This is a genomic window from Rhodomicrobium sp. R_RK_3 (assembly GCF_002198715.1).
Classification (GTDB): Bacteria; Pseudomonadota; Alphaproteobacteria; order Rhizobiales; family Rhodomicrobiaceae; genus R-RK-3.
Genome location: NZ_MWLK01000030.1, coordinates 32216 through 51745, shown reverse-complemented (window position 1 = coordinate 51745; position 19530 = coordinate 32216). Strand labels below are relative to the sequence as shown.

Annotated in this window: 18 protein-coding genes; 6 read left to right on the top strand and 12 right to left on the bottom strand. The window is 64.1% G+C overall.

The features are described 5' to 3' along the window. Window positions 1–74: 74 nt before the first annotated feature. Window positions 75–848, bottom strand: a complete 774-nt coding sequence (locus tag BLEFHOIH_RS16590; RefSeq protein ID WP_088347142.1) for an SDR family oxidoreductase — start codon at window positions 846–848, stop codon at window positions 75–77. A 221-nt stretch (window positions 849–1069) separates the two neighbouring features. Here BLEFHOIH_RS16590 and BLEFHOIH_RS16585 point away from each other — a divergent pair, with 221 nt between their 5' ends. Together BLEFHOIH_RS16585 and BLEFHOIH_RS16580 are read left to right on the top strand one after the other, a co-directional pair. Further along, the gene (locus BLEFHOIH_RS16585) at window positions 1070–2434 is read left to right on the top strand and encodes an NAD-dependent succinate-semialdehyde dehydrogenase (RefSeq protein ID WP_088347141.1); all 1365 of its coding nucleotides are present in this window, start codon (window positions 1070–1072) and stop codon (window positions 2432–2434) included. A gap of 35 nt (window positions 2435–2469) precedes the next feature. Further along, complete coding sequence (locus BLEFHOIH_RS16580) at window positions 2470–4104, top strand: acetolactate synthase large subunit (protein ID WP_088347140.1); 1635 nt, start codon at window positions 2470–2472, stop codon at window positions 4102–4104. Window positions 4105–4230: 126 nt separating this feature from the next. On the opposite strand, the gene BLEFHOIH_RS16575 is transcribed toward BLEFHOIH_RS16580, so the two are convergent. Continuing rightward, window positions 4231–4653 carry a winged helix DNA-binding protein gene (locus BLEFHOIH_RS16575; protein WP_245297048.1) on the bottom strand — a complete coding sequence of 141 codons (423 nt, stop codon included), beginning with the start codon at window positions 4651–4653 and terminating at the stop codon, window positions 4231–4233. A 259-nt stretch (window positions 4654–4912) separates the two neighbouring features. After that, window positions 4913–5587 carry an SOS response-associated peptidase gene (locus BLEFHOIH_RS16570; protein WP_088347138.1) on the bottom strand — a complete coding sequence of 225 codons (675 nt, stop codon included), beginning with the start codon at window positions 5585–5587 and terminating at the stop codon, window positions 4913–4915. A gap of 147 nt (window positions 5588–5734) precedes the next feature. Here BLEFHOIH_RS16570 and BLEFHOIH_RS16565 point away from each other — a divergent pair, with 147 nt between their 5' ends. Next, the gene (locus BLEFHOIH_RS16565) at window positions 5735–6301 is read left to right on the top strand and encodes a Spy/CpxP family protein refolding chaperone (RefSeq protein ID WP_170937203.1); all 567 of its coding nucleotides are present in this window, start codon (window positions 5735–5737) and stop codon (window positions 6299–6301) included. Window positions 6302–6838: 537 nt separating this feature from the next. Next, window positions 6839–7588: an alpha/beta hydrolase gene (locus BLEFHOIH_RS16560; protein ID WP_210191850.1), complete on the top strand. Its 750-nt coding sequence runs from the start codon at window positions 6839–6841 to the stop codon at window positions 7586–7588. 112 nt (window positions 7589–7700) lie between these two features. Here BLEFHOIH_RS16560 and BLEFHOIH_RS16555 read toward each other — a convergent pair whose 3' ends face one another. From BLEFHOIH_RS16555 to BLEFHOIH_RS16530, 6 genes are all read right to left on the bottom strand, one after another. Beyond that, window positions 7701–8528, bottom strand: a complete 828-nt coding sequence (locus tag BLEFHOIH_RS16555; RefSeq protein WP_170937202.1) for a tetratricopeptide repeat protein — start codon at window positions 8526–8528, stop codon at window positions 7701–7703. Between the two features lie 213 nt (window positions 8529–8741). Continuing rightward, window positions 8742–8981 (bottom strand): 30S ribosomal protein S21, encoded by a 240-nt coding sequence (gene rpsU, locus BLEFHOIH_RS16550; protein ID WP_088347134.1) that lies wholly within the window; start codon window positions 8979–8981, stop codon window positions 8742–8744. 253 nt (window positions 8982–9234) lie between these two features. Next, the gene (locus BLEFHOIH_RS16545; protein WP_210191590.1) at window positions 9235–10332 is read right to left on the bottom strand and encodes a 5-(carboxyamino)imidazole ribonucleotide synthase; all 1098 of its coding nucleotides are present in this window, start codon (window positions 10330–10332) and stop codon (window positions 9235–9237) included. Beyond that, the gene (gene purE / locus BLEFHOIH_RS16540) at window positions 10322–10816 is read right to left on the bottom strand and encodes a 5-(carboxyamino)imidazole ribonucleotide mutase (RefSeq protein WP_088347132.1); all 495 of its coding nucleotides are present in this window, start codon (window positions 10814–10816) and stop codon (window positions 10322–10324) included. Before purE ends, BLEFHOIH_RS16545 begins: the two co-directional genes overlap by 11 nt. A gap of 84 nt (window positions 10817–10900) precedes the next feature. Further along, window positions 10901–11104 (bottom strand): DUF465 domain-containing protein, encoded by a 204-nt coding sequence (locus BLEFHOIH_RS16535; RefSeq protein ID WP_088347131.1) that lies wholly within the window; start codon window positions 11102–11104, stop codon window positions 10901–10903. Window positions 11105–11148: 44 nt separating this feature from the next. Further along, window positions 11149–12774 carry an acyl-CoA synthetase gene (locus tag BLEFHOIH_RS16530; RefSeq protein ID WP_088347130.1) on the bottom strand — a complete coding sequence of 542 codons (1626 nt, stop codon included), beginning with the start codon at window positions 12772–12774 and terminating at the stop codon, window positions 11149–11151. 175 nt (window positions 12775–12949) lie between these two features. Here BLEFHOIH_RS16530 and BLEFHOIH_RS16525 point away from each other — a divergent pair, with 175 nt between their 5' ends. Beyond that, entirely contained in the window at window positions 12950–14878 is a 1929-nt protein-coding gene (locus BLEFHOIH_RS16525; RefSeq protein WP_088347129.1) for a propionyl-CoA synthetase, read from the top strand. A gap of 190 nt (window positions 14879–15068) precedes the next feature. On the opposite strand, the gene BLEFHOIH_RS16520 is transcribed toward BLEFHOIH_RS16525, so the two are convergent. The 3 genes from BLEFHOIH_RS16520 to BLEFHOIH_RS16510 form a co-directional block, all read right to left on the bottom strand. After that, window positions 15069–16256: a hypothetical protein gene (locus BLEFHOIH_RS16520; protein ID WP_125461755.1), complete on the bottom strand. Its 1188-nt coding sequence runs from the start codon at window positions 16254–16256 to the stop codon at window positions 15069–15071. 286 nt (window positions 16257–16542) lie between these two features. Continuing rightward, window positions 16543–17391 (bottom strand): shikimate dehydrogenase, encoded by an 849-nt coding sequence (locus BLEFHOIH_RS16515; protein ID WP_088347127.1) that lies wholly within the window; start codon window positions 17389–17391, stop codon window positions 16543–16545. Between the two features lie 170 nt (window positions 17392–17561). Next, window positions 17562–18233, bottom strand: a complete 672-nt coding sequence (locus tag BLEFHOIH_RS16510) for a GntR family transcriptional regulator (protein ID WP_088347126.1) — start codon at window positions 18231–18233, stop codon at window positions 17562–17564. Window positions 18234–18490: 257 nt separating this feature from the next. Between BLEFHOIH_RS16510 and dctP the strand changes: the two genes are divergently transcribed. After that, window positions 18491–19486, top strand: a complete 996-nt coding sequence (gene dctP, locus BLEFHOIH_RS16505; protein WP_088347125.1) for a TRAP transporter substrate-binding protein DctP — start codon at window positions 18491–18493, stop codon at window positions 19484–19486. The last annotated feature ends 44 nt before the right edge of the window (window positions 19487–19530 follow it).

Sequence of the window (19530 nt, the reverse complement as noted above, 5' to 3'; positions counted from 1 at the left end):
AGGGCAAGGCTGCGGCCGGTTTTTGCCACGCGAATCATCGCGGCGCTGGACGCGATCTGTAATGCAGTCCCGCTTTACAACGTCCACCCGCCATCGATGGCGAAGGTCTGCCCGGTCGTGTAGCCTGCGAGGTCGCTCGCCAGATAGACCGCGACTTCGGCGATCTCCTGCGGCGTGCCGAGCCGCCCGATGGGCTGGCGCGCGATGAAGGCGGCGCGGGCGGCATCGTAATCGCCGGTCGCCTTCAGCCGCTCCTCCAGCGAGGGCGATTCGATGGTGCCGGGGCAGATGGCGTTCGAGCGGATGCCGCGTTTCACGAAATCGGCGGCGACGGATTTGGTGATGCCGACCACGGCGGCCTTGGTCGCGCTGTAGACATAGCGGTTCGGCACGCCGGCGATGCCGACGACCGACGACATGTTGACGATCGATCCGCGCCCCTGGTCGAGCATGCCCGGCAGGAACGCCTTGATCATCCGTGACATCGAGCGGACGTTCAGCGCGAAGGCGAAGTCCCAATCCTCGTCGCTGCATTCCAGGATCGAGCCGGAATGCACATAGCCGGCGACGTTCAGCAGCGCGTCGACCTTGCCGATCTCACCCGGCAGCGCCGCGATGGCCGCCTGATCGAGCACATCCAGCCGCCGGGTCTCGATGCCCGGCACGGCGCGCAATTCGTCGAGCACCGCCGTGTTGATGTCGGTGGCGATCACCCGCGCGCCTTCCCGGGCGCTCGCCTCGGCGCAAGCGCGGCCGATGCCCTGCGCCGCCGCCGTAATCAAAACTGTCTTCCCTGCAAGCCTAGCCAAAGCGTCTCTCCCGATGCCGTGATTTTTGTCAGTGCCCATTTTAGGAATCGCGCGGGCAATGGTCCAACAGCTTTTCGGAGGGTATGGTGCGGCAGAAACCCCAGCACAACGCGCATGACTCATGGCTTTCCCGCTCCGGTTGCGGCCAGGGGGCCGGGAAACTATCTCATAGGTCGCCGGTTGAGGTGCTAGACTGGCCTGAACCAGGGGTAGGAGTTTCCAAACGCTGGCCGTTATAGGCCTGGAGGTGTGCCGTGACGATGAAAGCCATCAATCCCGCGACCGGCGAACTGGTCGCCGAATATGAGGAAACCAGCGCCGCAGATGCTATTGCCATGGTTGAGGCGGCCGACCGCGCATTCCATGACTGGCGCCGCCTGAGCTTTGCTGAGCGCGCCGTGCCGATGCGAAAGGCGGCGCAGATTCTGCACGACCGGGCGCAGGACTATGCCAGGCTGATGACGCAGGAGATGGGCAAGCCGATCACCGGCGGTGTCGCGGAGGTGGAGAAATGCGCCAGTGCTTGCGAATATTTCGCCGATCATGCTGAAGAATTCCTCGCCCGCGAACCTGTCCCCATGGACGGGGCGAAAAGCTTCGTCACCTTTCAGCCGCTCGGGGTCGTGCTGGCGATCATGCCGTGGAATTTCCCGTTCTGGCAGGTCTTCCGCTTCATCGCGCCCGGCATCATGGCGGGCAATGCGGGCGTGCTGAAACACGCCTCGAACGTGCCGGGCTGCGCCCTGGCCATCGAAGAGGTGATGCGCGACGCCGGATTCCCGAAGGACCTGTTCCGCGCTTTGCTAATCGGCAGCAAGGCCATCGACGGCCTGATCGAACATCCCAAGGTTCGCGCCGTTACGTTGACCGGCAGCGAGGGCGCCGGCCGCTCCGTCGCGCGGAAGGCGGGCGAGGTGCTGAAGAAAGCCGTGCTCGAGCTCGGCGGCAGCGACCCCTATCTGGTGCTCGAGGACGCCGATGTGGAAAAGGCGGCGGCAATCTGCACCAAGGCGCGGCTGGTGAATTCCGGCCAGAGCTGCATCGCGGGCAAGCGCTTCATCGTCATCGAATCCCTGCGCGACCAGTTCGAGCAAGCCTTCGTCGCCAAGATGCAGGCCGCCAAGATGGGCGACCCGATGGACGCGGCGACCGAAGTCGGCCCGCTGGCGCGCCACGATCTGCGCGAGGATCTGCACAAGCAGGTCGAGGCCAGTATCGACAAGGGCGCACGTGTCCTCTGCGGCGGCAAGATTCCCGACGGCCCCGGCGCCTATTATCCGCCGACGGTCCTCACCGACGTCGTCAAGGGCATGCCCGCGCATGACGAAGAACTGTTCGGCCCGGTCGCGGCGGTGATCGTGGCGGAAGACGAGGCCGACGCCATCCGCATCGCCAATGACAGCAATTTCGGTCTCGGCGGCGGCGTCATCACGCCGGATCTGGCGCGCGGCGAAAGGCTGGCGGCGGAATTCATCGAGGCGGGGTCCGTGTTCGTCAACGCCCAGGTCGCCTCGCATCCAAAACTGCCCTTCGGCGGCATCAAGCATAGCGGCTATGGACGCGAGCTGTCGCATTACGGCATCAAGGAATTCGTGAACATCAAGACGGTGTTCATCGCGAACTGATCCGCCTCTCCGGGCAACGACAAAAAGGGTAAGCCATGAGCAAGGGTTCCGACATTCTGGTGCGGGCGCTCGAAAATGAGGGCGTCGACTATGTGTTCGGCCTGCCCGGCGAGGAAAACCTGGATTTCCTGGAATCCCTGCGCACCTCATCCATCAAGCTGGTGGTGACACGGCATGAGCAGGCGGCCGCCTTCATGGCCGCCACCTATGGCCGCCTGACCGGCAAGCCGGGCGTCTGCTTCTCGACGCTCGGGCCGGGCGCGACCAACCTCGTCACCGGCGCGGCCTACGCTCTGCTTGGCGGGCTGCCGATGCTGATGATCACCGGCCAGAAGCCGATCCTGCAAAGCCGGCAGGCCCGCTTCCAGATCATCGACGCGGTCGGCATGATGGAACCGCTGACAAAACAGGCGAAGCAGATCATCGACGCGCACAATATCCCGACCATGGTCCGCGACGCCTTCCGCATCGCGCAGGAAGAGCGCCCCGGCCCGGTGCATCTGGAGCTGCCCGAGGACATCGCCGCCCAGGAGGTCGAGCATTACGAGCTGGTGCCGGTGACGCCCTATCATCACCCCATCGCGCCGGAAGCGGCGATCGAAGCGGCGGCGCAACTGCTCTTGCGGGCGAAGCATCCCCTGGTGATGATCGGCGGCGGCGCGAACCGGCCCGGCCTCTCCCGCGTGCTGTCGCCCGCCATCGCCTCGCTCGGCATTCCGGTCTTCAACACCCAGATGGGCAAGGGCGCGGTGGATGGCGTCTCGCATCTGTTCCTCGGCACGGCGGCGCTGTCGCAGGACGACTACATCCATCGCATCATCGAGAAGGCCGATATGATCCTGGCCATCGGCCATGACACGGTCGAGAAGCCGCCTTTCATCATGCATGATAGCGGCCCGACCGTGATTCATATGGATTTCAACATCGCCGATATCGACATGATCTACCGGCCGCAGCTCGAAGTCGTCGGCGATATCGGCGACAGCGCGACGCGGCTGTCGCGGCGGCTGCAGGGCGCGCGTTTCGACGTTGGCCCGCTGCTGGAGAAGCGCAAGGCGCTGTGGGCGCGCATCGCCGAAGGCGCGGACGACGAGCGCTTCCCGATCGCCCCGCAAAGGCTGGTCGCCGACGTGCGCAAGGTGCTGCCGGACGACGGCATCCTCAGCCTCGACAACGGCATGTACAAGATCTGGTTCGCGCGCAATTACCGGACCCATGTCGCCAATACGCTGCTGCTCGACAATGCGCTGGCCAGCATGGGCGCAGGGCTGCCCGCCGCGATCGAGGCGGCGCTGCTCTACCCCGAGCGCAAGGTGGTGGCCGTCTGCGGCGATGGCGGCTTCATGATGAATTCGCAGGAGCTGGAGACCGCGATCCGGCTCGGCGTCAGCCTTACGGTGCTCATCATCGAGGACAACGCTTACGGCATGATCCGCTGGAAGCAGGAAGCCGAAGGCTTTGCCGATTTCGGCCTGACCTTCCAGAACCCCGAATTCGTCGCTTATGCCGAGGCCTATGGCGCCAAGGGCGTGCGGGTGAATTCGGCGGAAGAGCTGGCGCCCGCACTGCGGCGGGCGATGGCGGAAGGCGGCGTCCAGATCGTCGTCGCGCCGATCGACTATTCCGCCAACAAGAAGCTGCTTGAACCCGTGCCGGCGGATGCGATCTAGCGCCGGAAGTAAGGATGCGCCAGTTCCAGCCGCGGCCAAACTCCCTCTCCCGGCGGGGGGAGAGGGCTGGCGTGGCGGCGTTTCGAGAGGCTTCTAAGCTCGCGGCACACCAAGCCGCGTCTCGCCCTAAAGCGAGGCTGCAGAGCGCGAAGCCTGGTCGTAGAAGCCCGACAGGGTCCTGAGCATTCCGGCGACGCGGCGCAATTCATCCGGGTTGAAATCCATCGTCTTCAGGCTGCCGACCAGGCATTGCTCGCGCACTTCGCGATAGGTCTCGCACAGCGCGACGCCGGTCTTGGTGGTGCTGTAGAAGATTTCCTTGCCATTGCGCTCGCCGGCGATCAGGCCGGATTTGACCAGCTTCTTCAGCGCGTAATTGACCGTGTGCACATCCTCGACATTGAGCAGGAAGGAGATGTCGGAGAGCCGCTTCTGGCGGTCGCGGTGGTTGACGTGATGCAGAACAAGGATATCCAGAGGGCTCATTTCCTGGTTGCCGGCCGCCGCCATGCAGCGCGTCATCCAGCGGCTGAAGGCGTGAAACGCCATGATAAGCCCGTACTCATATTCCGAAAGCTGCCAGCCCTTTTCTGTCGCAAGATGTCTGGAGGAAACAATTTGCCTTTCCCCCTTGTCCAGATGGTCTTTGTTATCTTTGTTCATAAATGATGCCTTTCGTCAGTCTCGGCCCCGCCCGGAGATATGCAGTATCGGCGCCCCGCAATCAAATAGCAGTTCTCCCATTTCCATAATCGTTTCGAAGAATTCGGCGCTCGCCCGCCTATGCTCGCCGTAGGTGGCGCGGGGCTCATTCAAGCGGGGTCAGCAGGTCGGGATCGTCGTTTTTCGGCGAGTTGACCCGCGTCGAGACGGCCCACATCCGCATCAGCTCGGAGGGATAGGGCGTCATCAGCTCATGCGGATGCGGCTCCATCGGCGACAGCCAGCGGTGATAATCCTCCGGCGCCAGGATCACCGGCATCCGGTCGTGGATGGTCGAGATCAGCGCATTGGCCGCGCAGGTCAGGATGCAGAAGGTGCGGATATAGTCACCGGTCTCGGGGTGCCGCCAATTCTCCCAGATCGCGGCGAGGCCGAAGGGCGAGCCGTCCTTCATGCCGATGGCATAGGGGAGTTTCGGCGGCGTGGTCTTGCGCCATTCGAAGAAATTGTCGACCGGCACGATGCAGCGCCGCTTGGCATAGGCGCCGCGGAAGCTCGGCAGGTCGGCGACGGTTTCGGATTTGGCGTTGATCGAACGGCGGCCGCCGCTCGGATCCTTGGTCCAATAGGGAATCAGCCCCCAGATCAGCCGGTCCTTATGGTAGGCGCCGGTCTCGGGATGGCGGCGGACGACCCAGAAATCCTGCGACGGTGCGCCATTGAAACGGGCCGGCGGCGGGCTGTCCGCGTGCGCCTCGTCCAGCACGGCGAGGTCGAGGCCGGGCAAGTCCCTGTCAGTCTGCGTGAAACGTCCGCACATGGGCGCAGTCTATCATGACTTATGGAAAGCGCGACCCTTCGGGGCCGCTTTACGAATCTTTACATAGGAACCGTTCGCCGGAAACAGGCGGGGGGCCACATTCGGTTTAGCCAAGCACGCAAGGCTCGACCCGAGAAGGAGACGGAGATGACCGATTTAGGAACCAACGGCCAGGACGGCGCGTCACAGGAGCCTCGCATCCGTAGGCGCCGCCGCTGGAGAGGCGCGGTGGCAGCGGTGGGACTGATGGCCATCGGCGCCGCCTCCGGCTATGCCATCGGGCACGCCAGCGCCGCGCCCTGGTGGATGTGGGGCGGCGGCCATCATGGCTTCAATGCCGAGCGCATGGCCAAGCGCGTTGACCACCGCGTCGACCGGATGCTGACCCGGGTGGACGCCAGCGACGAGCAGAAGGGCAAGGTCACCGCGATCGCCAAGACCGCGATCACCGACATCGCCGCGCTGAACCTGCATCCGCGCGAGATGCGCGCCAAATTCGTCGAGCTGCTTCGGGCCGACACCATTGATCCGGCCGCCTTCGAAGCGCTCCGCGCCCAGCAGATCAGCAACGCCGACGCCGCCTCAAAACGCGCGGTCCAGGCGCTGACCGAAGCCGCCGCCGTGCTGACCCCCGAGCAGCGGCGCGAGCTGACGGAGCGCTGGCATGACCGGCTGCAGGACAAGCAGCAGGAGAAGCCGCAAGAGGCGAAATAGCGGATTCGGTAGTGAGCACGCCGCGCCTTGATCCGCTTGCCCCAACGGGCGGAAGGCGCCGGCGGCTCGACCCGCTTCGCCCGCGAGGGTGCCGCGCCGGTGCTCGCGCGGCGGTGGCCGCCGCTTCCCGACGGCGGGGCAGGCGCGACCCAGCTCCTCTGCCTCCCCTCCAAAGCACCAAGGAGCGGCTCGACCGCCCGGCCTTCCGGGCGCACGCGCGAGGCGAAGCGGGGGGCCGGGCCTCGGCCGAGGTCCGATCCCTATCCTCTTCTAGGCGGGCGTCAACCAACCGGCCCTCCGGCACCTCGCCGCAACAGCTTCCGGCAAATTTGGCGGGAAGGGTTAAGCCTATTTCCATCGGCGTCCCCTATAAACGAATGAGTTATTGAAAAACTCGTCGTTGTTCAGGGTATTGCGATGCGTCCGGCGCGTTTACTGGCTCTGATTTCGGCCGCGTATTTATCCATTATTGCCAGTTACTATATCCTTCAACGGAACTATATTTTCCACACCTCCGATCTGCATGTCGCCCCGGATGTGCTCGGGCTGACCAATGTCGCCGAGATGGAACTGCACACCCCTGACGGCCAGACGCTCGTCGCCTGGTACGCCATGCCGGAACCGGGCCAGCCGACGCTGTTCTATCTGCATGGCAATGCCGGGGCGCTGCTGCACCGGGTGGGACGCGTGCAGCTTTACCGCTCGCAAGGCTATGGCGTGTTTTTGCTGGCCTATCGCGGTTTTTCCGGCAGCACCGGCACGCCGTCGGAGACCAAGATCGTCGAGGACGCGCTGATGGCCTTCGACAAGCTATCGAGCTTCACGCCAGCGGACAGCAAGATCGTCATCTACGGCGAATCATTGGGGACGGGCGTGGCGATCCAGGTCGCGGCCAAGCGTCAGCCGGCGGGCGTGGTGCTCGAATCGCCGTTCTCGTCGGCGGTCGATGTCGGGGCACATCTCTACCCCTATCTGCCCGTTTACTGGCTGCTGAAGGACCGCTTCGAATCGATCACCTATATCGGCGAGGTGAAGGCGCCGCTGCTGGTGCTGCATGGCGAGCGGGACCGAATCGTGCCGCCGTCGCTGGCTCGCAAGCTGTTCGCGGCGGCGCCGGGGCCGAAAAAAGCCTATTTCATCGACGAGGCGACGCATTACACGCTCTATGAGCATGGCGCCTTCGACAAGGTCCGCAGCTTCCTCGACGGCTTCAAGAGCGAGCGGACGCTTCCACGCGGCACAATCCCCGCCTCATGCCGCGAGGGATGCACGCGGCAGGGGCGGTAGCTGTCGCTGCGCACTCGTCGTCCCGGACGCCGCGAGCACTGTGGAAAGAGGTGAGGCGAGTAGGCCCCGGGCTCTTCGGCCGGGGCAACGGAGGGGGCGGGGCGACGCGCCCTTAGAAAATCCCCAGGATCCCGGAATGCCCGGTGCCGGCTTCGTTGCGGCCGACGCGGTCTAGACCTTCGCGCGCTGGGCGGAAGCTGGGGTTGATCTGGAGCGCGCGCTGATAGGCGCGGGCGGCTTCCTTCTTGGCGCCCATACCCTCGGCGGCCTTGCCGCGCAGGGCCCAGGCTTCGTAATTGTCCTTGCTGCCCTGAGCGGCCTTGTGGAAGTCGTCGAAGGCCTGCTCGTATTTCTGTAACTCCAGCTCGCTCAGGCCCTTGGCGTGATAGACCTCGGGCGCGTCGGGCTTGAAGCCGAGCACATTGTCGAAATCGTCGATGGCCTGGGCGTGCTGGCCGACCGCCTGACGGCTGAGGCCGCGATTGAAATGCGCGACCGGGTCGGGCTGGATCTCGATGGCGCGCGACAGGTCGGCGATGGCCATCGGATGGTTGTTCATCATCCGGTAGACATTGCCGCGCCCGACATAGGCGGCGGCATATTTCGGATCGAGGCTGATGGCCTGGTCGTAATCGGCGATGGCCTGCTGCAATTGCTTGCCGCGCACACGGATCAGCGCCCGGTTGGCATAAGCTTGCGGATATTGCGGATTGATCGCCAGCGCCGCGTTGAAATCGGCGACCGCCTTGTCATATTCACCGGCCGCGCCATAGGCCGCGCCGCGCAAATTCAAGGCATTGGCATCGCTGGGATTGTTCTTGATGACCTCGGAGAGCGAGGCGATGTTGTTCTTCTGCTCCGCCTGCAGCGCCTGGCGCTGGGCAAGCTGGCCGGCCACTTCGCCGGTCGCGCAGCCTGTAAGGGCGCAAAGAACACTCAAAACCGCCAGTCTGCCACCTGAGCCGGGGTTGAAGATCAATCCCATAGGAACAGCCAATCCCGGTTTCTCAAGAGTTCACACGTGAAGCAACGAAGCCGAAGGAATTTGCTTCGTCGCCGACCAGTATCTTTTTGGTGCACCAGAAATGCGGCCAGAATTGGTTAGTTGGCGGCTTAATGGCGGTGAATCCGGGCTTTATCCCAGTAAAGGCGGCTAGCGCTTCGCGGGCGCTGCGCGGCCCCGGCCGACGACCAGACCTTCGCGCTGCATGCGCTTACGGGCGAGCTTTCTTGCGCGGCGAACGGCCTCGGCTTTTTCGCGGGCGCGCTTCTCAGAAGGCTTTTCGTAATAATTGCGAAGCTTCATCTCCCGGAAGATGCCTTCCCGCTGCATCTTCTTCTTCAGGGCTTTCAACGCCTGGTCGACGTTGTTGTCGCGAACATGGACTTGCACGCTGTCTCCATCGGTTTGAGTGCTTTGAAACGGCCTCGTGAATGACACAAAATGCCGGACGCATCCGCACCCGGCATGTTCTGGCCACTCGCTACATGTAGCAGATCGCGCTCAACCTGTCCATGGCGGCCGAGGCAGAAAAGCGCGGTTTTGGCGCGAGAGCGGCGCCTGCGCGTCGTAAAAATCTACAGTGTGCAGCTTAACCTGCTTCCGCAATGCGCTCAAGCTCTTCGAGAATCCTGGTCCGGGGCCGTCAGCGCGTCAGCGGCGAGAGGTCGACATAGTGGCCCATCTTGCGGCCCGCGCGGCCTTCCTTCTTGCCGTAGAGCGTCAGCGAGCGGGTCGAGTTGTCTTCGATCAAGCCGCGCCAGCCATCGGCCTCGGTGCCGAGCAGATTGACCATTTTCGCGTTGGAATGACGCCCGGTCGAGCCGAGCGGCCAGCCGGCCACGGCGCGGATGTGATTCTCGAACTGGCTGACGGCGCAGGCCTCGGCGGTCCAGTGGCCGCTATTGTGGACGCGCGGGGCGATTTCGTTGATGAGCAGGCGCGGTTCGGCATCGCCGCCGTTCAGGAACATCTCGACGGCGAGCACGCCGACATAATCCAGCGCCTCGGCGATGCGCGCGGCGTAGTCGCGGGCGAGCTGCGCGATCTCGGCGGAAATCGGCGCGGGCACGAGGCTTTCGCGCAGGATGCCTTCGCGATGGGTGTTCTGCGGTGGATCGTAGACGAGGAGACTGCCATGGCCATCGCGCACGCAGATGGCGGAGAGTTCGAGCCGGTAGGGCACTTCGGCTTCCAAGAGCGCCGGATGATCGCCGAGCCAGCGCTCGGCATCCGGGAGGGCGGAGGCGTCCGCGAGTCGCATCTGGCCCTTGCCGTCATAGCCTTCGCGCGCGCGTTTCAGGAAGGCGCGGCCTCCCGGCAGCGTCTCGTAAGCCGCGCGCAGGCCGGCGCCGCCCATGACCTCGGCGAAAGGCGCGACCGGCAGGCCGAGCCCGGTCAGGAAGCGCCGCTCGGCGAGCCGGTCCTGTGCCACTTCCAGCGCGAGGCGGGGCGGCGCGAGATGGCTGCGCTGCTCGATGATGGCGAGGGCGGCGGCGGGGATGTTCTCGAATTCGAAGGTCACCGCGTCCGCCTCGTCGGCGAATCGCTCCAGCGCCTCGGCGTCGTCATAGCGGGCGCAATGCTGGAAGGCGGCGACATCGAAGGCCGGGCTATCGGCTTCGGGCGCGAAAATGCTGGCCTTGAAGCCGAGTTTGGCGGCGGCCTGCGCCAGCATCCGGCCGAGCTGTCCGCCGCCGACGATGCCGATCACCGAGCCGGGCGGCAACGGCTCAGCCATCATGGCACGGGCTTTCCGCGACCGCCGCCGCGCGGGTCTTGCGCCATTCGGCAAGGCGGGCCGCAAGGGGAGGGTCGCTGAGTGCGAGGATCTGCGCGGCGAGCAGGCCGGCATTGAAGGCGCCCGCCTCGCCGATGGCCAGCGTGCCGACCGGAATGCCCGACGGCATCTGCACGATAGACAGGAGGCTATCGAGGCCGGATAGCGCCTTGGTCTGCACCGGCACGGCCAGAACCGGCAAAGCCGTCAGCGAGGCCGTCATGCCCGGCAGATGCGCCGCGCCGCCCGCCCCTGCGATGATGACTTTCAGGCCGCGCCCCTCGGCTTCCTTCGCATAAGAATAGAGCCGCTCAGGCGTGCGATGGGCGGAGACGATGCGCGTCTCGTAGGCAACGCCAAGCTCGTCCAGGGCCTCGGCAGCACGACGCATGGTCCGCCAGTCGCTCTGGCTGCCCATGATGATGCCGATAGCCGGCTGCTGCTCCATGTCGGTGTCCTGCGAACGGAATGGCTGTGTCGCCCCGCATCTAGCCGAAGCGCACCCTCCCGGCAACAGAAGTCTTTTTTATGCTCAAGCGATAATATCGGGAAAAAGTTCGTCCTCGACCCGCGCGATCTCATCCTTGAGCTGCAATTTCTTCTTCTTCAACCGCTTGATCTGGAGCTGGTCGACGCGGACGGTCTGTTCGAGGCTGGCGATGGCCGAGTCCAGATCGCGATGTTCCTGCTTCAATTGCGCCAAGGCGGCGCGCAGCCGCTGCTCGCGTTGTTCCATCGGCGACCTCTAACCCGGCCCGCGCTGAAAGGAGCACTCATTCTTCATAGGCTGCCTGCCATCTCGCGGAGCTTGAACTTCTGGATCTTTCCCGTCGATGTCTTGGGAATTTCAGCGAAAATAACATGCTTTGGGGCTTTGAAGTGAGCCAGATGCTGGCGGCAGTGGGCGATGATCTCCTCGGCGGTGGCCGACGCGCCCGGCCGCAGCTCGACAAAGGCGCACGGCGTCTCGCCCCAGCGGTCGTCCGGCTTGGCGACCACGGCGGCGGCCCCGATCGCCGGGTGCTTATACAGCACGTCCTCGACTTCGATCGACGAGATGTTTTCGCCGCCTGAGATAATGATGTCTTTCGAGCGATCCTTCAGTTGTACGTATCCGTCCGGATGCAGGACGCCGAGATCGCCGGAATGGAACCAGCCGCCGGCAAAGGCGTCCGCCGTCGCGGCCTCGTTCTTGAGATAGCCCTTCATGACCACATTGCCCCTGAACATCACTTCGCCGAGCGTCTGGCCGTCGGCCGGAACCCGAGCCATGGTCTCGGGGTCGAGCACGGTCAGATCCTGCAGCGGCACGTATTTCACGCCCTGGCGCGCCTTCTTCGCCGCCCGGCCGTCGCCGTCCAGCGCATCCCATTCGGACTTCCACTCATTCACCACGGCCGGACCGTAGGTCTCGGTGAGGCCGTAGACATGCACCACGTCGAACCCCGCCTCGCCCATCGCCGCGAGCACGGCCTCGGGCGGCGGCGCGGCGGCGGTGAGGAACTGCACCTTGGTCGCGAGTTCCCGCTTCTGCTCGGGCGCGGCGTTGAGCATGGTCGACATCACGATCGGCGCGCCGCACAGATGCGTCACCTTCTCCTCGGCCAGCGCCGTCCACACCGCGTCCGCCCGGACGTAGCGCAGGCAGATATTGGTGCCGCCGACAGCGGGCACGGTCCAGGGAAAACACCAGCCATTGCAGTGAAACATCGGCAGCGTCCACAGATAGACCGGGTGCTTGCCGATGCTGCCCGCCAGCACATTGCCGAGCGCCAGCAGATGCGCCCCGCGATGATGATAGACGACGCCCTTGGGATTGCCGGTGGTGCCGGAGGTATAGTTGAGCGAAATTGCGTCCCATTCGTCGCCGGGCATCTCCCAGGCGAAATCCGGATCGCCCTCCGCGATGAAGGCTTCGTAGTCCTGGCCGCCGATGCGCTCGCCGCCGGCGAATGTGGGGTCGGCATAGTCGATGACGATGGGCCTGGCCTCGGCCTGCGCCAGCGCCGCGCGGATCACCGGCGCGAATTCGGTGTCGGCGATGACGACCTTGGTCTCGGCATGGTCGAGCATGAAGGCGATGATGGCGGCGTCGAGCCGGGTGTTGATCGAATGCAGCACCGCACCGGTCATCGGCACCCCGTAATGGGCTTCGAGCATCGGCGGCGTGTTGTGCAGCATGACCGAGACCGTGTCGCCCTTGCCGACGCCGAGCCGCGACAGCGCCGAGGCGAGCTTCCGCGCCCGCGCATAATACTCGGCATAGCTGAAGCGCTGGGCGCCATGCACGACGGCGGGGTGGTCGGGGAAAATCTGCGCGGCGCGGCTGAGGAAATTCAAAGGCGTGAGCGGCTGGAAGTTGGCCGGATTTTTTTCCAGCCCGATCGCATATGCATTGTTCTTCATTAGCCTTCCTCCCGGAGCTTTGCTTTATAATATGCCATAAGCAGCAACGCGAAAGCCTTCTGCCATCTGATATAAAGAATAGCTTGTCAGCTTTTCGCAGCGCTCGCACTATGCCGCCGCATCAGCATGGCCGGCCGGTCCGCGCGAAAAAGCCAAGCCGCAAGGGGAGGACAGCATGAGCCGTTATCGCGAGGTCTATGCGGGCTGGAAACAGGATCCGATCGGCTTCTGGGCCGAGGCCGCCTCCGCCATCGACTGGGTGAAGCCGCCCGAGCGCATCTTCGACACCACGCAAGGCCAATATGGCCGCTGGTTCACCGGGGGCTTGTGCAACACCTCATTCAACTGCCTCGACCGGCATGTAATGGGCGGACGCGCGCAGCAGACCGCGCTGATCTACGACAGCCCGATGACCGGCCAGAAACGCAGCTTCACCTATGCCGAACTACTCGACGACGTCTCGACCTTCGCCGCCGTGCTGCGCGACAAGGGCGTGCGCAAGGGCGACCGCGTCATCCTCTATATGCCGATGATCCCGCAAGCGGTGATCGCGATGCTCGCCTGCGCCCGGCTCGGCGCGGTGCATTCCGTGGTGTTCGGCGGTTTCGCCGCGAACGAGCTGGCGACCCGCATCGACGACGCCAAGCCGAAGCTGATCTTGGCTGCGTCCTGCGGGTTGGAGCCGGGGCGTGTCGTCAAATACAAGCCGCTGCTCGACAACGCCATCGCGCTCGCCGCGCACAAGCCGGATGGCTGCATCATCTTTCAGCGGGCCGATGAGCGCGCGGCGCTCACGCCGGGCCGCGATCACGACTGGACCAGTTTGTTCAACGAGGCCAAGGCCCGCGGCAACCGTGCCGACGCCGCCATCCTCGCCTCCACCGATCCGCTCTATATCCTCTACACGTCCGGCACCACCGGCGAGCCCAAGGGCGTCGTGCGCGACAATGGCGGGCATATGGTGGCGCTGAAATGGACCATGTTCAATCATTACGGCATCATGCCCGGCGAGGTGTTTTGGACCGCCTCCGATGTCGGCTGGGTGGTCGGTCATTCCTACATCGTCTACGGCCCGCTGCTGCACGGCGCGACGACCATCCTCTATGAGGGGAAGCCGGTCGGCACGCCGAATGCGGGCGCTTTCTGGCGGGTGCTTTCGGAACATAAGGCCGTGGCGCTGTTCACTGCGCCGACCGCCTTTCGCGCCATCAAGAAGGAAGACCCGCAGGGCAAGCTGTTGGGAGATTACGACCTGTCGCGCTTCCGCACGCTGTTCCTGGCCGGCGAGCGCGCCGATCCGGATACGCTGAAATGGGCGGAAAAGCTGCTCGGCAAGCCGGTGCTCGACCATTGGTGGCAGACGGAAACCGGCTGGCCGATCGCGGGCAACCCGGTCGGGCTGGGCGTGCTGCCGGTCAAGCACGGCTCGCCGGCCGTGCCCATGCCCGGCTACGATCTGCGCGTGCTGGATGAACACAACAAGCCCGCGCCGCGCGGCAAGACCGGCTCGCTGGCCATCCGGCTGCCCTTGCCGCCCGGCTGCCTGCCGACGCTATGGGACAAGGACAAGCGCTTCCGCGAGAGCTATCTGCAGGACCATCCGGGCTACTACAAGACCTCGGACGCGGGTTACATCGACAAGGACGGCTATGTCCATGTGATGGCGCGCACGGACGACATCATCAACGTCGCCGGCCACCGGCTCTCGACCGGGGCGCTGGAGGAGGTGCTGTCGGGGCACCCAGACGTGGCGGAATGCGCGGTGATCGGGATTGCGGATGCGCTGAAGGGGCAGGTGCCGGCGGGCTTCGTGGTGCTGAAGTCCGGCGTGACGCGGCCGGCCGCTGAGATCGAGAAGGAAATCATCCAGAAGGTGCGCGACGAGATCGGGCCGGTGGCGGCGTTCAAGCTGGCTCTGACGATTCAGCGCCTGCCGAAGACGCGCTCGGGCAAGATCCTGCGCGGCACCATGCGCGCAATCGCCGACGGCGAGGCCTACAAGATGCCCGCGACGATCGACGATCCGGCGATCCTGCAGGAGATCGGCGAGGCGCTGAAGGCGCGCGGCCTGCCCGGCGCCGAGCTGCTGAAGACAGGGAGTTAGAGAGCGGGCTCAGTCGGTTGGATAGGTGGTGTCACCAAAGCCGGGACGCAGTCTCGCAGATCGGTGGTCGTGTCGTCGAGCACTGCCATGAAGGCGGCGAGCGCGTTGCTATAGGCTCGTTTCCTCCGCTTGAAGACGCGAAAAAGGCCGCCCATGGGGAGGCGGCCTTCGCTGTCGCGTTCATCGTGATCTAGAACTTGATCCGCGCGCCCGTCAGCACAGCGAAAAACGCTTCGGTATCGACCTTGTCGCCGCCGGCCTTGGTGAGGTCGGCCTCGTAATAATGGAACTGGGCGTAGAGATCGAGCGCCGCAGCGTCGAAAGTCTGCACGACGCCGCCGCTAAAGCGGTTCACCTCGGAGGACTCCACCAGGAAGGCGTCGAGTGCCACGCCGGTGATCTGTTTGTTGCCGATCAGCCCCGCGCCGAAATCTTCGTAATGGCCGTGGCCGACATAGAAGGTTGTGGCGCCGTAGGAATTGAACTTCCGCATGATGCCGGTATCGGCATAATAGAAGAACGCTTCCTTGGTGAGCGCGTCGCTGTCGAGCTGGCCCCCGGCGACCGTCAGGAACAGGCCGGTCGGCACATGCAGCAGCGAGGCCGAGCCGGCGACCTGCTCCACTTCGGGGATCTTGCCACCGGTCGCGCTGTCGTCGGCCCAGGTATAGCCGATGCCGGCCGCGAGGCGGAATGAGTTCCACTCGCCCTTGAAGCGGATGGCCGCGTCCACATAATCGTCTTCGCCCCAGGCCGCCGACAGGATGAAGCCATAGATCGCCGGCGAGTCATAGCGGATGAAATCGCCGCGATTGCCGTCGAGGCCGTTGGCGATGTCACCCCAGGCGAGGCCCGTATTGCGGCCATCGCTGCTGCGCACGCGGAAGGCGGGCGGGGCGTCGATATTGGCATTGTCCATGTTGTTGCTGAGGCTGATCGTATTGACGTCCTTGGCGGCGGAGCTCTGCTGGCCGAGCGTGATGCGTCCGAGCTTTTCGCTGTCGATATAGACGTTCGAGTGGCGGATGCGGATCTCCCCTGGCGTGCCGCCGACGCCCTCGTCGTCGCCCTGGAACACCGTGCCGGAGGAACTGTCACGGAACTCGGCTTCGATGAAGAAGCCCGATTTCAAACCCGGATTGATGCCCGCCTCGCCCTTGAAGGCGACGCGCGAGGAATGATGCGTGGGATCGACGATATAGGTGTCGCTGTCGACGCCGTCGTCCCAGGCCAGCAAGGCGCGGTTGACGATGCCGGTAATGGTCAGCGAGACGTTGCGGTTGCCCTTGCGGGCCGCGGTGGCTTCCAGTTCGGCGACACGATCTTCGAGGTCGCTCACGTCCTTGCTGCCGAGATCGGCAGCATGGGCCGTAGTCATTGCGCCGGCAGCGAGCACAAGCATCGCCGCAAACGCAAGCTTTCGATAAAGCATGCGTATTCCCCCCATCTTCTTAGAAAATCGAGCTCATCTGTCTCGTCAGAGCACGGAATTTAATTTAAGTGCGAATCGCAATTGAGTCTAAATTTAATGAATGCGGCCGTAATGCAAAATGCAGAGAGTCACATTTCTGCAACGATTTGAATATTATTTGTGATTTTCAGAAGGCATGCGGAGTTAACCGCAGACTTATTTCAAAGTTGCTTGCGTGCAGAGAGAGTTCGTCTTAGACGGCTCGCTCCATGTCGTCCGGCTCACTGAGCCTTCGCCTTAGGGCCTGCTGGTTGACGTCCAGGCCGGTGAAGATCCGAAAGGCATCGACGCCCTGATAGAAGAACAATTCGTAACCGCTCATCGTCGCGAGGCCGGCGCCCTGCGCATCACGCAGGAATTCCGTCTCGACGGGGGTGTAGACAGCGTCGAAGGCCCAGCTCCGGCCAGCGAGGACATGGCGCGGGATCGCCGTTCCCGGATAACCGGTCATGCCGAGCGGCGTGCAGTTGACGAGGCCGTCCGCCCCTTCGGCCGCTTCCTCGATGGCCTCGGCCACATGCACTTTCAGGGACGCCGTACCGGACAGCGTCTTGCGCAGCGCGGCCGATCTGGCGGCCTCGCGGTCGAAAACCCGAATTTCACTCGCGCCGAGTTCGGCCAGCGCGAAACCGATCGCCTTGCCGACACCGCCGGCCCCCGCCATGGCGACGACACCGGGCGCGGCACCGCCGAAGGTCTCGGCAAAAGCGGTTTTGAAGCCGGAATAATCGGTATTGGCCCCGAAGGGCGCGCCTGTGCCGAACAGCACGGTGTTGCACGCGCCGAGCGCGCGGACGGTCGCGTCGGCGACGTCGAGCCGCGCGAAGACCGTCTCCTTATAGGGATAGGTGATGTTGATCCCGCGAAAGCCGCCGTCGCGGCAAAGCGCGAAGGCCGCGTCAAAATCCAGGCCCATATCGGCGGGGATCAGCGGATCGTAGCGCACATCGAGCCCGCAGAGCCGGCCCGCCAGCACATGCAGGCGCGGCGATTGCGATCGCTCGATATTGTCGCCGATGAGGCCCAGCCTGATGGTCGCCATGACACCTTCGCGGGAATGCAAACCACATGATCGAGCATAGCTCGAATCAAACGCCGATCAACAGGCGAAATAACATTCGTATGAGATTTTTGCCTTCGACTGATGCGGACAAGCTCCGGCACGGCGCAAGGATGCGCCGGCTTACGGAGATGTGATCGCGGGATTTGGGTCTAGCGAATGCTGCCGGTGGCCAGTGCGTGCTCGACGCCGCCGGTGACATGGCGCTCGAGCGTCGCTTTCGCCGTCGCGGCGTCGCGGGCGAGTGCGCAGTTCAGCAAGGTCTGGTGCTCGCGCGCCGCGATATCGCCGCGGAAGCTGAGGGCTATCATCTGGTAACGCAGATATTTGTCAAAGACCGCCGCGTGCGTGTCCATCAGCACCTGGGAGCCGCAGGCCGAGATCAGCGCCTGGTGGAACTCCCAGTCATAGCGCTTCCAAAGCTCGGTCTCGCTGCGGTCGCCGTCATTCATGCGGCGCTCCATGCTGGCCAGCTTATGGTGGGCGGAAACCACGCGGCCTTCCCAATCCATATCGCCGGCCGCGAAGGACTGCTCCATCGCATGGCCTTCGAGCAGCATGCGAAGCGCGGCGATCTCCTGCAGATTGGCCGCCGAGACGGGCGCCACCTCGAAGCCGCGCTGGCCCTCGGCTGACACCAGCCCTTCCGAGCTAAGGCGATTGAGGATTTCCCGCAAGGTGCTGACGCTGACGCCATATTCGTCCTTCAGCCGTTCGAGCCGAAGCTTCTGACCGGGCGCGGCGCGGCCGAAAATGATGTCCGTCCTGATGCGGCGATAAGCGTTTTCTCCGATCGTCTCGGAGCCGGTCTGCGTCGTTGCCACGGATGAGGTTCTTCCGATGATTCGGGAAATATCGGAGATATTCGCAAGTGACCTGCAACGATGCAAGCCTGCGATGAGCAATATGGGGCGTCGGTCAGCGGCGGGTGTGGCACTCAAAGATCATACGAAAATAGGAATCTCATATAAATCTGAATTCACATATTGATAATTGATCCGTCCAGTGCAAACAATTGGCGGGGAAGCGCGCGGGCACAGCGCGCCGGAAGGGCAGCATAGCCTGCCCAAGGGAGGAACTGATGGGCTTTTCGATCGATCGCCGCACCATGCTTGCCGGCGCCGCCCTGGCGGCTGCGTCATTCGCCTTTGCGTTCAGCCCTGCCATCGCGCAGGACAAGCCGAAACTCCGCTTCTCCGCCGTGTTCTCCGAGAAGGACATCCGGGCAAAGATGACCCAGATGTTCGCGGAGGCCATCGCGCCGAATTTTACGCTCGAGCCCTATTACGGCGGCAACCTGTTCAAGCAGGGCACCGAACTCGTCGCCTTGCAGCGCGGCAATCTGGAAATGGGCAATATCGCGCCGCAGGACATCGCCAACCAGATCCCGGCCTGGTCGATCCTCAGCTCCGCCTATCTGTTCCGCGACGCCGATCATTTGCGCAAATTCTTCAACAGTGAGCACGGCGCGCAGATGAAGACGCTCGTCGAGGATAAGCTCGGCGTCCATATTCTCGGGCCGACCTATTTCGGCGCGCGCCATGTCGGCCTGAAATCGGGCAGGAAGATCAATACTCCGGCCGACCTTGCCGGCGTCAAGCTGCGCATGCCTGGCGGCGATGCCTGGCAGTTCCTCGGCAGCGCGCTCGGCGCCAATCCGACGCCGATGGCCTATGCCGAGGTCTATACCGGCCTGCAGACCGGCGCCATCGACGGCCAGGACAATCCGCTGCCGAATGTGCAGAACATGAAGTTCTACGAGGTCATGTCGCAGATCGCGCTGACCTCGCATCTGGTCGGCTTCGATCTGCTGACGGTGTCGTCGAAGGTCTGGAAAGCCATGACGCCGGAACAGCAAACCGCCTTCCAGGCCGCGGCGGACAAGGCCATCGACTGGAGCCAGGCCGAGCATCTGAAGCAGGAGGCCGAACTGGTCGCCTTCTTCAAGAGCAAGGGCCTGGAGATCTACACGCCCGACGTCGCCGCCTTCCGCAGCTTCGCGCAGAGGAAATATCTGGAGTCCGACCTCGCCAAGAGCTGGCCCGCCGGTCTGGTCGACAAGATCAACGCCCTCTAGCCCTGGCACGCTGCCCCGCACCGGCGCGGGGCGGCTCCTCCCAC

Bases quoted from the DNA above. Each gene is read 5' to 3' on its own strand.
- BLEFHOIH_RS16515 (WP_088347127.1), bottom strand. From the start codon at position 17,391: ATGGCGACCATCAGGCTGGGCCTCATCGGCGACAATATCGAGCGATCG.
- BLEFHOIH_RS16520 (WP_125461755.1), bottom strand. From the start codon at position 16,256: ATGACTACGGCCCATGCTGCCGATCTCGGCAGCAAGGACGTGAGCGAC.
- purE (WP_088347132.1), bottom strand. From the start codon at position 10,816: ATGGAGCAGCAGCCGGCTATCGGCATCATCATGGGCAGCCAGAGCGAC.
- dctP (WP_088347125.1), top strand. From the start codon at position 18,491: ATGGGCTTTTCGATCGATCGCCGCACCATGCTTGCCGGCGCCGCCCTG.
- BLEFHOIH_RS16570 (WP_088347138.1), bottom strand. From the start codon at position 5,587: ATGTGCGGACGTTTCACGCAGACTGACAGGGACTTGCCCGGCCTCGAC.
- BLEFHOIH_RS16535 (WP_088347131.1), bottom strand. From the start codon at position 11,104: ATGGAACAACGCGAGCAGCGGCTGCGCGCCGCCTTGGCGCAATTGAAG.
- BLEFHOIH_RS16530 (WP_088347130.1), bottom strand. From the start codon at position 12,774: ATGAAGAACAATGCATATGCGATCGGGCTGGAAAAAAATCCGGCCAAC.
- BLEFHOIH_RS16585 (WP_088347141.1), top strand. From the start codon at position 1,070: ATGAAAGCCATCAATCCCGCGACCGGCGAACTGGTCGCCGAATATGAG.
- BLEFHOIH_RS16545 (WP_210191590.1), bottom strand. From the start codon at position 10,332: ATGATGGCTGAGCCGTTGCCGCCCGGCTCGGTGATCGGCATCGTCGGC.
- BLEFHOIH_RS16525 (WP_088347129.1), top strand. From the start codon at position 12,950: ATGAGCCGTTATCGCGAGGTCTATGCGGGCTGGAAACAGGATCCGATC.
- BLEFHOIH_RS16575 (WP_245297048.1), bottom strand. From the start codon at position 4,653: ATGGCGTTTCACGCCTTCAGCCGCTGGATGACGCGCTGCATGGCGGCG.
- BLEFHOIH_RS16565 (WP_170937203.1), top strand. From the start codon at position 5,735: ATGACCGATTTAGGAACCAACGGCCAGGACGGCGCGTCACAGGAGCCT.
- BLEFHOIH_RS16590 (WP_088347142.1), bottom strand. From the start codon at position 848: ATGGGCACTGACAAAAATCACGGCATCGGGAGAGACGCTTTGGCTAGG.
- BLEFHOIH_RS16580 (WP_088347140.1), top strand. From the start codon at position 2,470: ATGAGCAAGGGTTCCGACATTCTGGTGCGGGCGCTCGAAAATGAGGGC.